This window comes from Parendozoicomonas verongulae (genome assembly GCF_009711465.1).
In the GTDB taxonomy this organism is placed as follows: domain Bacteria; phylum Pseudomonadota; class Gammaproteobacteria; order Pseudomonadales; family Endozoicomonadaceae; genus Sansalvadorimonas; species Sansalvadorimonas verongulae.
The window spans coordinates 1-13,693 of sequence record NZ_SMME01000775.1; the positions used below are offsets into that span (position 1 = coordinate 1).

Genomic DNA, 13,693 nt, shown 5'->3' on the forward strand with positions numbered 1-13,693 from the left:
CATGTAATCAAAGTCCCAGTAGAACTGGCCGAGGGCGATGGAATCCGGCGTGTTCATTTCTTCATCCACCCAGCATTCGCCATCAATGATGTATTGCCCGGCTTTGAGGCGGTCGAGGAAGTTCTGAACACCTTCCTGCACATCGCTGGTGTAGGTGCTGGTGATGTTGCGATCCATCGCCCACTGGTGCGCACCAATCAGGGAATCGTAAATAATGCCCTTGGCGCGGCCCCAGTTTTCAAACACTTTCTTGGGATCATCAATCATGCTGCGACAGCCCCAGAACACGTAACCGGCACCGGTATTGACGACGGTGGTGATATGGTTCTGGTTCAGGCGGTTTGCCAGTGTTGCGGGGTCGTTGAGCTTGAAGTCCACGTCAATCACGGGGCCGAGGCCACCTTCCACCGGTGTGTTACTCACTACCCAGTGCCAGCCGCGCTGGATGTCCTGCCGTGCCCGGGCACCGAGCATGTAGGTGGAGAGGGGGCGTTGCACTTCGCCACCGTTGGCGGTGCGTTCCCGCCACCAGGTATGGAGCAACATGCCGAACTCGGAACCAAACTGCTTGCGGTAGGCGAGTGCGTTTTCTTCCGTCACCTGGTTCACGCAATCGATGTAGCAGTAACCGTTCAGGCGCTTGGTGGCGGCAATCACTTCATTGGCTACCGACTGATCCTGCGTAAAGCCGGGAGCACCGATAATACGGGGCGTGTAGCCGGTTACGGTTTGCGCCTTCAGCAGTGCCCAGATGCCTGTGAGGGCAGAAGCACTGCCAGCAATATTGGCGCGGGTTTGCTGCTCGGTTCCGCCATCGGCCACGCGCACACCCACAATCAGGTGGCCGCCGTAACGGGCAATCAGGGGAATAATCCACGGGCCTGTGCCTGTGGTACCCATCTTGGCCAGTTTCTGGCGGGCGTTGGCGGTAAAAGATACGGGCTTGTTCAGGGGGAAGGGTTCATCCTGCCCGCCGGTGAAGTACGCAAGAGGCTCCGCATCCACCGCACCGCTGCCATTTCCGGTGAGGGTTACGGCCACCATTCCGGCCGCTTCGGTGTTACCTTCAATGGCGGTTTTCACATCATCCGCCGTGGTGACAACGGAGCCGGAGGCGTTGGTCGCCAGTGATACGCTGATCACCTGCCCGATCACCGATACCGCAAGCGCCGCATCATTGGCCTGCGGGTTCACAAACCGCACCGCCAGAGCATTGCCCTGGGCGCCGGTGGTTTGGGCGGCGAATGTCAGGCCGCTGTCGCCTGTGCCTACAGTGAGGCTGGCGGTGGTGGCGGGTTCTGCGTCTGGCGCAGTGAAGGCGATGCCGATCACGGCAGACGAAACGGTGCGGATTGGCCGCGCGCCGGAATCGTCCTCAATGATTCTCGCCCCGTGAAGAGGAGGTTGTCCCATTTTCGTCTCCGTTGTGGGTGTTTTGAGGTTTTGCGGGTACAAAAAAACCGCCGAGTGGCGGTTTGGTTTGTTTGCTTGGGTTGTTGTGTTGTTACTGGGCTGGCAGCTTTACGCCTTCCGGCCATTCAGGCCGCCAGCTTTCGTTGGGGTAATCCGGGTGATTGCTGCGGCTGGGGTTTCTGAGTTTGGCCCGGTATTCGAGAATGATAGCTGTGTGCTCTTCTCGGGTTCTGGTGCCGGTTGGGTAGTCTGGTGTTAGGCAGCGGTCTGTTTTTGAGAGTTGTTGTGATGCCCAATTATCTTCTAATTTTTTTAGATCATCGACTGAATGTTGTTCAAGAGGAAGAGGCTCGTTTCCATTTGCACACCAATTCTGAAACTCATTCCAGTCACGGTTTTTTAGATCATGAGGAATAAGGGCACCGTCAGATATTCTTTTTATTCCCCAGTATGTTCTTTGATACATACTATGCTCCTAAAGCTCGGCATCTAAATAAACTTTTGCTTCACTCCAAAATCCCTTTGTCCCAACAGGTGTGGCGCTATCTCCCGTCATTAAATGAATTGTATTCTCACTCCAGTAAACTGCATCAATTGTTTTGAAGCACTGATGGTGATGGTTCGGTGTATGCGTTATAGTCAATGTCGGCTGTGTCCTCATAGGATTCAACAGAGTAAAACCATGTGAACGCCCATTGATAAACAATGTTTCTGCCCAAAACTCACGGCCAAAATAAATTTTTTGAAAGTACCGACTGCATTTTGTTAATGCTGTAGATAGGTCATCAGGATAAAACTTTGTTGGAAATTCCCCATACTCTAGCTTTATAAAATCAGAATTTAATGGCACAACAATACTGATATTGGCATTGCTTGGTACAGTTACCGATTCACCTGTCGATACTGCATTTCCGTTTATATATCCTATCCCACCTCCAGCCCATGACATACAAACTTCACCTGCAACAAGTCCCGTGCCTTCAATTATTTGCTCAATGCCATTTTGATGCTTCTTCCAGCGATCATAACCATACTCTCCATTCAAGAGCGCTGACCAATTCCCATCAAATTCGCGCTGATTTATTGCAAAGTTTCCATTTATTACCAAATTGTTATTTATGCGTTTTCTATTGAACCACGCAACAAGTTTTTTTGGAGAAACAAAAACCCGCTCAAGCACACCCGCAATCGTTTCCTGCCGCGTCGCCTCACGGTTCACACCCACAACGGTTTCCGAACCAATAGGATTCGAGAAGTTGGTATCCCCCACCGTCACAGAACCCGCAGGTACACCGGAGAGCAGCAAATCAAACGCAAAACCGGATACGCCACCCGTTGCTTTGCTGGGGCCATTGCTGCCAGACCAGATAGCAAACAGCACTTTGCCGTGATCGGTCTGGGCGTAGACGCCCACTTCCGGTGCGGTGTAGATGCCGGTGGATTCATCCAGTGCCGAAACATGCACATACAGCGGCGCAGGGTTGGGGCCGCCACCCGCTGGCAGGCGCTTGAATTCATTTTTCAGGGATGTTGCGGTTTTATCCGGTGACCACAAGGTATTCCCCAGTGCGACTTCCACCAGCTCCAGCTGAATACCGGCGGCATCGGCATCACGGGCAGCGTTGATGCCTGCCGTGGTGAGAATAAAGGGCAGTGTTTGCATAGTGTGTCCGTACGGTTATGGGTTGGTGTTAACTGGCAGGGCAGTTGAAACGCTGGAAGTTAAGGGTGCGGCCTATGCCGATCATGCCCAGCGTGCTGGTTCCGGTGACACCGTTCACCACTTTAAAGTAAGTGTTGGCGCGCTTGGCGGTGTTGATGGCATCCATCACACCCTGCTGAATTTCGTGCGTGGAACCCAGCAGCAGGGCTTCAAACTCGAACGGGGCGAGCCTGTCGGGTGCGTCCTGGTATTCGGTGACATAGCTCTCAACACCAAAAGCGCCAACCGCTTCTTCCACGGCGAACACTGTGCCTTTACGGCTCTGCACATCGATGGCGTTGGCGATAATGCTCCGGCGGATATGCTCCGGCCATGTGGGTTCCCAGCTATCTACGGAGAATGACCACGCCAACCAGGGCAGCAGTTCCACCGGGCAGGTGTGGGGGTTCCAGAGTGTGCGGGGGTCAAACTCCGCCAGTGCCAGCTGATCGGCGGCGATTTGTTCCAGCTGCCGTTCAAACTCGGTGGCGTTTACGGGTAACAGGGAGTGCTGGTTATCCATATCAGGCCTCGGTGAGGGTTATGCCTGTGCAGTAACCGCACTCGCGCTGATTGGGTATCAGGTCAGACGCGGGTTTGTTCACCACCACGTTTTTCACCCCAGCCACACCCAGCGCGGCTTTGATCATGGAACGATAAATGGGCATGCCAATTCGACGCATATCAGACACGTATTTCTCCACCCGCTTGCGGCCTTCTGCGATAATGACGGCGGAGTCTGGCCCGTTGAAGGTTTCAATGGTGGCGTCTATCTCGTAATCGATGATAAAGGCGCTGCGCACAACAGGCACATCGTTCAGCGGGCGAACCTTCTTATCGCTCAGTGCAGCTTCCACTTTTTCGATAAGAGCCTGCAGGGCGGTTCCGTCTCCGGTACGGCTGATGATATTGATGCCAAGGTGCCCAGGCTTAACTCTGTAGATGTCGGCGTCGTCGATAATCACGATGCTGCCGTTGACCAGATCAAACACAGGTGTCTGGACATTGGCGTCAAGCACATCGGCATCGGCGGAGAGTGCGTGATAGATGTAGCTGCCCTCTGGCCCCGCTGTGCTTATGCGCTCTGGTGAGAGCTGGATGCGACGGCGGTAGCTTTCGTTATCTTCCATCACTTTGGGGCGTGGCGGTATGGCGTCGGGGTCGCCGTGGTCTACCACCAGCCGTGGTGTGCTGAAGTTTGCGCCGATCTGGTCGAGGTCATCATCTTCCGAATAGGCCAGCATCAGGCCGAGACTGCGCTGGTTAAAACGCTGGCGTTCTACCATCACCCGGTAGGCGGTGACGTTCGCCCACCGCGCCATGGGGTGAACTTCCCTGTCCAGATACTGGAGGGTGTCCTGATCATCCGCCGGTACCCGAAAATACACCTCGCCGGTGGTTTCGTCGGTGTAGCGTTCGGCCTGCATCAGAACTGGTTCGCCCGCACCATCAAACAGCAGGGGGCTGTAGCCGCTGAGCTGGTCGATAATCTCTTTTCTCAGGGTTTCAAAATCAATCTGCTCGACCGCTGTGGGTTTGGGCAGCTGACTCAGGTCTGAGGCGGTAAATGCGCTGTTCTGGCTCATTTGTTCAGTGTGATTTCTGAGAGGGTGAGAGGCTGGCCGGTCTGGGCGTCTTTGCCGATGATGTTGATAATGACGTTGCCGGGGGTGAGGCTCACGGGCTGGAAACTGTCCACAATAAAGTCAGGCTCCCAGCGGGCAATCGCGGCGGCGGCTTCTGCGTAAACATCAGTTAGCCAGGCGGCGTTCACGGGGTTATCTATCAGTTCGTTCAGCCGTGAACCCACCTCACGGCGCATCACCATACTTTGCAGCGGCGTGGTGAGTATCACCTGTATGTTCTGAACAATACGCTGCTCCCGGTTCAGGGGCTGACCGGTGTGGATATCGATGGATTCAGACATGGTTACTGGTTCGGCGCTGGCGGATTGTGGTTGTTGTTGGCGTGGGTGTTGTAGATGTCTCTGTCGGCCTGCATGCTGCGAACGCTGTCTGTAACATCCTGCGTCGCGGTTATGTTGCCGTTTACCAGCAGGTCGCCGGTAAAGGTTATGCCACCATCGCTCACCAGTGCCATTCTCGCGCCTTGCGGTAGAACAGCCTTAAGTACGTGGGATGCCTTGTCGTATTCAATTTCAGCACCATCGGAGTACACTACGCGGTGCACATCGGCTGACGGTGACGCTGCGGGAAAAGCATCGGAAGGAACGCCGCAAAGTACGTACCCTGTCTCTACGATTCCGCCTGGAGAGAAGATGACGACAGGCTCACCCGGCGATGGCTTCCAGTCTTCCCGGTCAGCGCCGGAGCGTCGCACAAAATACGGCAACGGTCGCGTTTCCAGTCCGTCCGGGGTCGTGCAGATCACCCGGTCCAGTTCCAGCCCGTCGGGGTCTGTAGTCAGCTCCTTGACGTGCCCTGGTCGAATCAGGTTGTTCATCAGCCGGTAGAGCTCGCTGATTTGATACTGGAGTTCGTCCATCATGGCTCGTTATCAAAACCGGTGAGTTGCTGGTATTCGGGGGCGTGGGCCTTGCCGATTTCGGGTGATTTGCTGGCGTAGAGTTTTTCGGGGATTTTGAAGGGTTCAACAGGCTCTTCAAAATACACCGTTTGCTGCCACTGGACAGACCAGCATTCAAAGCCGTTGCAACCCGGGCGCAGTGTGTAGCTTTCAATACTTGCAGGCTCTGGGTGATTCACCTGCCGTTTCAATCCCCAGTGGTTCCACTGTGCGGCTTTAGCCACTTGTGTGGCGAGCCACTGAGCACCAATGCGCTGTTGTGAACTGGTAGAAACCAGACAATACACAGTGAACTGCACGGCGTAGGGGTAGGAGCCATCACCACGGCTTTCTCCTTCTCCCATAACAACCGGTTCCACCAGCAAGGCTGGCAAATCAACCGATTGTTTCATTTGCTGGTTTTCGTACAAATCAATCAGGGGTACGGTGCTGGCAAAGTGGCTTTTCAGCTCTGCAACAATGGCGTCACTCACATCACCTAACGGGTTGTTCCCTGTCTGGCTATCAGGTGGGCAGACTGTTGTTCTTACATCATCCCATGCGGTGAATTCGATAATTTTGCTGTAGATCTTTTTGCCCAGCTCATCGTCGTACCCATCAACAGCGGAGTCCAGTTCCAGACCGTCGATAGCTTCCACAGCCGACACCACGGGTTGCAGCAGCATGGATGCTTCGGAGTATTTGGGAGACCAGACCACTACCTGAAACTCAGACTGGTACCCGGTGACATCAATCAGCTTTAACAGACCGTTGATTTGCCCTGTCTTCCAGCCACCGTTCAAGCGGTGAAAGGTGATAGCCGGGTGTTTGCACTTTTGTGGCAACACCACCGGATAGGCACGGTCATTCACCAGTGGGCGCAGGGCTTTCGCCAGTTCCTGTTCAATCAGCATGGATATTCTCTCAGCCGTTAACCACAACCAGGTCTATCTGTTGCTGGATGAAATCGGCAATGTCGCCTTCAATGTCGTAAGGATCCAGCGCCGACTCTGTTGGCTCAATAAAGGGAGAGGCGGCCATGTGCTTGTTGCCACGCTCTTGCATAAGGCCAGCCACGTACTGTTTTTGTTTGGTCTTCTTGTAATTCAGGCCAACAAACACGGCGGCGCTTTCCCGCTTTCTGTCAATTGAGACTTTATGACTGATAAACCGCTTGAGAGCTCCTGTGCGGGAAGGCGCTCTGGCTTTCATGGCGGCCTTGATGGGCTTGGCCACTTCCACCATTGTGCGACGCAGGGCTTTGGCCTTGAGGCGGTTTTCCAGCGCATCAAGAGCCTCGATCACGCTGGAATCAAAGCGGGTTTCAATCTCGGGAATCACAGGATTTCCTTGCACATAATCAACAGTTTGCGGCGTCGGCCTTCCGAATCCGCAGGAGGTGCCACCACCTCCAGTACCCGACCACTGCGGGTGACAAGCCGGTTTTCCGGTTTGATATCCGTGCGGTAGCGACAGATCACTTCAACGCTGATGTCTGAATTGATCTGTTTGGCATCGAAATACTCACGGCCTTTCATATCCCGCACGTCAGCCTGAAAACTGGCACCGTCTACCCAGCTCTCTTCCTCTTCGCCAAAATCATTGCGAATGGTTTGCCGACTTTGCAGGGTCAGGCGATGGCGCAGGCGTCCGGATCTCATACGGGGATAATCCTGTAACTGCCAAGCAGGTAGTCGTAGGCCATAGGAACTTCTTTCATGGTGAGCTCGCTGGTGACTTCGCGGTTTTCGTAGAGTTGCGCGACCATGAGCAGCATGGCTGCCTTGATATCCTCTGAAATCACAATGCCGGTGCTGTCATCATCTGGAACAGCACTTGTATAAACATTGCGGTTCAGGTCTTTGACAACAACACTTTCAGCAGCCCGACCATAGAACTCGAGCAACGAATCTTCTTCATCGTGCTCAATACGACACTGCTGTTTTATTTGCTCTATGGTCAGGAATTGCATTACTTAACCTTCTTGGCAATCGCCGGAACGTCTTCAGTACCACCAGCACACAACTCTTCTGCAATTTCCGCGGGAAAGCAGGCCTTGTCGCCGGGAAAGTAGCTGCGATAGCTGCGCTGAAACTCAACGCAAACCTTTTTGGCCTTAGTGGCCTTAGACTGCTTTGCAGCCTGTTCCTTATTCTCTGACATGGGTTAACCCTCAGAGTGAAAATAAAAAGGCCGGTGTTTTACCGGCCTTTCCCATACGCTAACCACACAGTGCGGTTAAGAGATGCCCCACTTGATACCGGTTGCCACAGCGGCCGCTTTATCGTGACGCATACCGAAGTCATGCTCGGCAATAACACGAACAACGGTCTGATCACGGCTGAATGCGCTCACCAGTTCAGAGCCATCCTTGTAGGTGGCCTCGGTAGAGACATCAAGACGGATCTGCATGGTGTCGGGAATCAGCACCTGAGAGAAATCAGCAAAATAGATTTCAGACTCATCACCACCAGCACCAAGATTCTCAGGAATCTGGTTGGTGAACTCGATTTTGTATGACTTCAGGCGCATCTGGGCCATCTCTGGATAAACCTTGTTGCCGTTGCCATCACGCAGACGCTCAAGGAAGGTGTATACAGTTGGAGACATGATCCAGCCGCAATCAGTCATGCCGATATCTGCCAGACGAAGCTTCAGAACCATGCCGCTAAGGACTTCTTCCACTTTGGCCAGATCTGGCGTGTTACTGATAGTCGAGGCATCGATGATGTTACCTGCCGCGATCTGGTGACGAAGACCCGTTGGAGAATCTCCAGAACCATCAGAGCGCAGGAAAGCAGAGTCTTCGGCCAGTGCCACAGATTCCGTAAGGTCTTCACGCACCAGGCGTACAGCACCTTGACTGGCCTGACGAATCAGGTCGTTACTGATCGGAGTCAGAGCGGTCAGCTTCTTGGCGCTGAACTTCAGATTGCCAAATGTTGGCTTCGTGGCGACAATATCACTCCCCTCTGAGCCATACCCCGCATTACCTCGACCGGTTTTGCGGTTCATGGTCAGATTGCCATTCGGCATAGGAATCTGACGGGCACCCATACGGCGCACAACCGTAAGAGGCGTAAGCAGCTCAATAAAGTCTGAGCTGTAGTCTTCGTGTACCAGAACGCCTGCCGCATTCGGAGTCTGGGTATCCAGCGCGGCGGACATGTCTGTATCACCGAACTGGCTTTCAGCGATTTTTGCTGCTGCCTGAGGGTTGCCACCGGCCTGTGCCACACACATAGCCATACGGGCAAACTTGTCGCCAGCCTGAAGCTTGACCTCAGGTGCCAGATTGGCAGCGGCGTGGCCGGGATGATTGCTCACAGGTTTGGCGGCCGCCGCTTTGGCTTTCTGGGCGCGATGCTGGCGGTCAATCTGCGCTTCCAGATCATTGAACTGGGTTTCGAGGGTATTGAAGGTTTCAATATCCTCTGCGCTCAGGCTTTCGCCTTCTGGCAATGCGGCTTCACGGTCGGCAATAGACTGAATCTCAGCCTGCACCTCGGCGCGGCGGCGCATAAGTTCAGCAATAGTCATGCTGTGTTTCCTTTTGGTTGGATTGTGCCTCGAGGTGAGGCGATCAGGAGCGGGTTGCTATGGCTCTGGCACGGCGGCCAATACGACGACCTGAACCCTTGGGGTTTTCTTTTTTGTTGGATGTGGCACGTTCAATCACCATATTGAGCGCGTCACGTGCGGGCATAATGCGATCAGCCAGACCGGCCTCTATGGCATCCTGCCCACGGTAAAGCCCGGCTTCAGTTGCGCGCACGCTGTCTACCGACATATTTCTGTATCCGGCTACGGCATCCACAAACATTTCGTAATCCTGATTCACCATCTTCTGAAGCTCGTTAAGAGCATCGCTGGACAGCGGCTGGTCAGGGGAAAGGTCGTTCTTTCTTGCGCCTGCGTAAATGGCAGTGACCTTCCGGCCTTGCTGCTGGTTGGCTTCGCTGCGGTCTTCATGTTTGGCGATGACACCAATGGAGCCAACACCACCTGTGCGGGGAATGATGATTTCATTGCAGGCGGACGCAATCAGATAGGCGGCAGAGTAGGCATGCTCGTTTACGATGGCGGTGAACGGCTTGGTTTTGCTGCATTCCGCCACATAGTCTGCGAAATCGAATACACCACTGGCCGCTCCGCCGTGACTGTCGATATCCAGTACGACTTCGGTGATTCGACTGTCCTGCATCACCTGATCAATCTGTGTGTACAGTTCCTGATAACTGGTCATGCCGGAAAGAGCCATCAGCCCCATTGCACGATGGGACAGGGACCCGAAAACAGGGATAACCGCCACAGCTCCGCCGCTGGACAGGCGTTCAGACTCTGAAGGCCCCACCATTTCATTATCGGATAGCTCAACATCAGCCCCTTCACGACTGGAAAGCACCGACATTATGGTGGCCAGTTTGGCCTCGGTGATCATCAGGGACCGGTTATAGACTTCCGTCTGTAGCAGGGTCAGCTTCATTCTTGCTCTCCACCTTCTGGCCTTTCCATGTTGAGAGGCCGCAGGAACTCATTGCCGCCGTCGTAGGGGCTGAGGTTTTCACGGCTTCGGCATTCATTGGGGTTCATAACCCGGGAATCTATGGCGGTCTTGTAGCCATCCATACGGGTTTTAAAGTCTGCCCTGACAACGGCATCCATCAGGAACTCGAAAAAGTATTCATCCTGCTCATCTTCAAAAAGAAGAGAAGAATTCAGCTTTTCTTCAAAGCGAACACACCAGGGCATCAGGGCATTGCCTGCGTGCGACTGCCCCTGGTGCTCAATGTTGGTAAACGTGGCTTTATCCATCAGCCCGATCAGGTGGGGAGCCACCCGGAAGAATCCGGCAATCTCGTATCGCTGGAAACTTCGGGTCTCAAGAAACTGACTGTCTTCGTTAGACAGTGAAACCTGATTGGCCTTCATGCCCTCAGAGAGAACAGCAATGCGGTTTGAATTGGCCACGCCCTGGTGAATCTTGTTCCAGTCTTCCCGGATGTTGTCTTTGGCTTCTTTGGACAACTTGCCGCTATGCTCGAGAACATATCCCGGCATGGCACCGTTGCCGAAGTAGGCCGCACCATGTTTTTCCGTAGCAATGGACAAGCCGATACTTTCCGCCATCAGCTTGACCAGTGACAGGCCTGTTTTACCGTCCCGGCTCAAGCCCCTGAGGTGGATAATATCTTCTGGAGGTGCGATGCCACGGCCTTTGCCAAGGTTGTAGAACAGTTCACCATCTTCAGCTTTCAGAACATTAACGTGGTCTGAGTCCTGGGGAATAACTTCGACAGGGTTACCAGCGCCATCACGAACAATAACCCCGAACGCGTCGCCCTTGCGCAGAACGTGAAACATCATCATCTGCTTGAATTCGAAAGGGCTTTGAAATCGGTTCGGCTTGCGGTGAACAAGCTTGTAAACAGGATGCTCTACCGCTCTTTTTTTACCATCACCGTCTCGCTGATAAAGAATCAGCGGCAGCTTGGCAATGTCTTCACTGATCACCAGAATGCACGACAAAACAGCACTACTGGTGAGGGCAGTATCGGGGGTTACACGAATGCCGGTTGCTGTCGGGCGTGCGCCGCCAAGGGCATTGGTCAGCCAGTCAGATGGGTTATCCAGGGTATTCCCATCTTTCATTGAAGAAAAAATACCCATTATTCAACCTTCTTCTTTTGTGTTGGCGCTGGAGCGGCTTTGTAGGCAAAGATCATCAGCAAAATGCCGGTCACAATAAAAGCCAGCGGCGGTTCAAACAACCAGCAGCCATAAGCCAGACTGCACAGCCCCAGCAGGCCAGTAAGATCAATAAGAATATCTTTCACAGTCCGTAATCTTCGTCTTCGTAGTTGCTGGAGGTGTCTTCGTTCAACATGGCGCGGCCTACGGCCATAATCAGCGAAACCGCACCATCAATCTTGTTTGCTGCTTTCTGTTTGATAGGTCTGACAACATCGTCGTTGCCCGGCAGGTGTTTACCAACGACATTGCCGATACACCACGTCATGATCGGGTGACCATCATGGTGGAAGCGACCAGTTAAAACCGCTGCTTCCAGCTCTTTCATGGGGTCACTCATATTGGTGAAATTCTGAGTGATGGTGATTGGGTTTAACCCTTCATCATCCAGATCGTGACCAAGGGCTATGGCTCCACTTGGGTCAAGCGCACTTTCATCAACAGGGGTTTCCAAGTGCACGTCTTTGGCGTCTGCAGAAATGGCCCTGTAATCAATCTCCGCTCCCTCTGTTGGTGATATGTCACCACTTTCCGCCCATGCCTTAAATTTTTCTGACAGACGCTTGTCGTCGTTATTGAATATTTGATCTTCCGGGACATAAAACATCGGGGCAACGCTGTAGTAGTGCCTCTTGCCGTCAATCATTCGGGTGTAAAGCCGGGCCATGCTGTTCATATCCAGCTTTCTGGCAAGGTCAAAACCCAGATAGCATTCATCGTTTTTGAATTGTTCCGGAGTCAGACTGGTATCCTTGCAGGATTGCCAGGCCTCCATATTGAAGAATGCTTCTTTGCCAGCCACCCAGACATTAAGGTGCTTGGTTTTGAAGGTGTTGACATAACGGGCACGCTTTATTGCCCGCTGCTGCTGTTGCTTTAAATACTCCAGACTGACCGACACCCCAGCGTTTGGGTTAGCTTTCAGAAGAGCTGTTTCGCTGGTCCAGTCGTCATCGGTATCAATGGTGAAAATGATGCCGAACAGGTGATCATCTTTCTCACCTTCCAGCATTTCCACAACACGCTCTCGCATGTCGTAGCAAGGGCCATCAATGTTGTATCCGGCAGTGGTTATGACCCACATCAACCCTTGTTCTCGGGCACCCATGCCTGTAAGCATTGTGTCATACAGGCTTGAGTCGGCGTGTTCGTGGTACTCATCAACCAGCGCACCGGAGGGAGATGCACCGTCTCCCGGATCACCAATAACAGGTTCAAACTTCGATCCATCTGTGCGCGTGAGCTTCTTGGCCCAGACCTCAATGGAGAATCGCTTGCGAAGCTTTGGCAACTTCTTTGCCATCAGTCTGGCTGGATCGAATACCTCCATTGCCTGCTTCTCTGTGGTGGCTCCACAGTAAACCTCGGCACCATATTCGCCATCAGCGCAAAAGAGATAATGCCCAACACCTGCCGTTTTTGCGGACTTGCCGTTTTTACGGGCGACCTCGTTATAAACCTCATTGAACCTGCGCAGGCCGCTGGACTTATAAACCCAGCCAAACACGCAACACAGAATAAACTTCTGCCAGGGTTCCAGTACGATCAGCTTGCCAACGAACTGTTTGCCCTTTGTGTGCGGTAACAGCTGTGCGAACTTGCAAACTCGCTCAGCTTTCGCTTTATCAAACCTGTAGGGATAAGCCTTGCTCTTGGACTTCTTGATATCGTCCAGGTGCCGCTGACAGGTCAGCCGTACATACCGACAGGCGATTATTTTCCCGGAGACTACCTCACGGGCATAACGAGTGGCCGCATTAACATTCGGATAGCTGGCCATTCATTAGAACTCATCAAAGGGATTCCCGTCTTCGTTGGGCTTTGTCGCTCCTCCACCGATCACACGAGAGCGAGACAGCGGATCAAGGCCCAGCATGGAACCAAGCATTTTCAGCTGGCTTACACTGTCGTTGCGCACGTTAACGGCTGGATGTTTTTTCTTGCCTCCGTCAGCCGTTATTGTGTAGAAGCCGTTATCGGTTATTTCCCTGTCAGCTTCCAGCATGTAACTGAATGAATTGCAGTACGCCATAAGAATTGGCAAATCTTCACGGGAGAGAGTGCCGCGTTGAATCATGAGCTTGCTTTGACTCTTCCAGATCTGAACAGCAAACTCATCGCGCAACTCATCGGGTGGAGCAACCCGTGTTAGCCCGGGATCACCTACCGATTGAAGAGCATCTTTACTCTTTCGACCTCCCCCCGCTGCTCTGACTGGAGCACTCATAAAATCCTCAAAAAAAGTTTCTTATTTCTCACGCATAAAAATCTGACGGGGGCGGCGGTCAGTTAGGGAAAGGC

18 protein-coding genes are annotated in these 13,693 nt (G+C 53.2%); all 18 read right to left on the minus strand.

The annotated features are described in order from the left end of the window. Positions 1–1,413, minus strand: a 1,413-nt coding sequence (locus tag E1189_RS06355; protein WP_155159200.1) for a phage tail sheath subtilisin-like domain-containing protein, incomplete at its 3' end; no start/stop codon positions are given. Positions 1,414–1,504: 91 nt separating this feature from the next. Further along, positions 1,505–1,879 (minus strand): hypothetical protein, encoded by a 375-nt coding sequence (locus tag E1189_RS06360; protein WP_155159201.1) that lies wholly within the window; start codon positions 1,877–1,879, stop codon positions 1,505–1,507. Between the two features lie 9 nt (positions 1,880–1,888). After that, entirely contained in the window at positions 1,889–3,076 is a 1,188-nt protein-coding gene (locus E1189_RS06365; protein WP_155159202.1) for a hypothetical protein, read from the minus strand. Between the two features lie 28 nt (positions 3,077–3,104). Then, positions 3,105–3,638, minus strand: a complete 534-nt coding sequence (locus tag E1189_RS06370; protein ID WP_155159203.1) for a phage tail protein I — start codon at positions 3,636–3,638, stop codon at positions 3,105–3,107. Between the two features lies 1 nt (position 3,639). Further along, positions 3,640–4,701, minus strand: coding sequence for a baseplate assembly protein (locus tag E1189_RS06375; protein ID WP_155159204.1), 1,062 nt, complete (start codon positions 4,699–4,701; stop codon positions 3,640–3,642). After that, positions 4,698–5,042, minus strand: a complete 345-nt coding sequence (locus tag E1189_RS06380; protein ID WP_155159205.1) for a GPW/gp25 family protein — start codon at positions 5,040–5,042, stop codon at positions 4,698–4,700. The genes E1189_RS06375 and E1189_RS06380 overlap by 4 nt, the downstream gene beginning before the upstream one ends. Positions 5,043–5,044: 2 nt before the next feature. Then, complete coding sequence (locus E1189_RS06385) at positions 5,045–5,623, minus strand: phage baseplate assembly protein V (protein WP_155159206.1); 579 nt, start codon at positions 5,621–5,623, stop codon at positions 5,045–5,047. Beyond that, positions 5,620–6,555: a hypothetical protein gene (locus E1189_RS06390; RefSeq protein WP_155159207.1), complete on the minus strand. Its 936-nt coding sequence runs from the start codon at positions 6,553–6,555 to the stop codon at positions 5,620–5,622. Before E1189_RS06390 ends, E1189_RS06385 begins: the two co-directional genes overlap by 4 nt. A gap of 10 nt (positions 6,556–6,565) precedes the next feature. Next, positions 6,566–6,982, minus strand: coding sequence for an HK97-gp10 family putative phage morphogenesis protein (locus E1189_RS06395; RefSeq protein ID WP_155159208.1), 417 nt, complete (start codon positions 6,980–6,982; stop codon positions 6,566–6,568). Continuing rightward, complete coding sequence (locus E1189_RS06400; RefSeq protein ID WP_155159209.1) at positions 6,979–7,302, minus strand: phage head closure protein; 324 nt, start codon at positions 7,300–7,302, stop codon at positions 6,979–6,981. Before E1189_RS06400 ends, E1189_RS06395 begins: the two co-directional genes overlap by 4 nt. Continuing rightward, on the minus strand, positions 7,299–7,613 hold the full coding sequence (locus tag E1189_RS06405; RefSeq protein WP_155159210.1) for a head-tail connector protein: 315 nt from the start codon (positions 7,611–7,613) through the stop codon (positions 7,299–7,301). The genes E1189_RS06400 and E1189_RS06405 overlap by 4 nt, the downstream gene beginning before the upstream one ends. After that, the gene (locus tag E1189_RS06410) at positions 7,613–7,804 is read right to left on the minus strand and encodes a hypothetical protein (protein WP_155159211.1); all 192 of its coding nucleotides are present in this window, start codon (positions 7,802–7,804) and stop codon (positions 7,613–7,615) included. The genes E1189_RS06405 and E1189_RS06410 overlap by 1 nt, the downstream gene beginning before the upstream one ends. A 75-nt stretch (positions 7,805–7,879) precedes the next feature. Next, positions 7,880–9,181 carry a phage major capsid protein gene (locus tag E1189_RS06415; RefSeq protein ID WP_155159212.1) on the minus strand — a complete coding sequence of 434 codons (1,302 nt, stop codon included), beginning with the start codon at positions 9,179–9,181 and terminating at the stop codon, positions 7,880–7,882. Positions 9,182–9,224: 43 nt separating this feature from the next. After that, complete coding sequence (locus E1189_RS06420) at positions 9,225–10,127, minus strand: S49 family peptidase (RefSeq protein WP_155159213.1); 903 nt, start codon at positions 10,125–10,127, stop codon at positions 9,225–9,227. Next, positions 10,124–11,311 (minus strand): phage portal protein, encoded by a 1,188-nt coding sequence (locus E1189_RS06425; RefSeq protein WP_155159214.1) that lies wholly within the window; start codon positions 11,309–11,311, stop codon positions 10,124–10,126. Before E1189_RS06425 ends, E1189_RS06420 begins: the two co-directional genes overlap by 4 nt. Next, a complete protein-coding gene (locus E1189_RS06430; RefSeq protein ID WP_155159215.1) occupies positions 11,311–11,478 on the minus strand; it encodes a hypothetical protein in 168 nt (55 codons plus the stop codon). Before E1189_RS06430 ends, E1189_RS06425 begins: the two co-directional genes overlap by 1 nt. Further along, positions 11,475–13,172, minus strand: coding sequence for a terminase large subunit (locus E1189_RS06435; RefSeq protein ID WP_155159216.1), 1,698 nt, complete (start codon positions 13,170–13,172; stop codon positions 11,475–11,477). Before E1189_RS06435 ends, E1189_RS06430 begins: the two co-directional genes overlap by 4 nt. 3 nt (positions 13,173–13,175) lie before the next feature. Then, a complete protein-coding gene (locus tag E1189_RS06440) occupies positions 13,176–13,619 on the minus strand; it encodes a phage terminase small subunit P27 family (protein ID WP_155159217.1) in 444 nt (147 codons plus the stop codon). Positions 13,620–13,693: the final 74 nt, after the last annotated feature.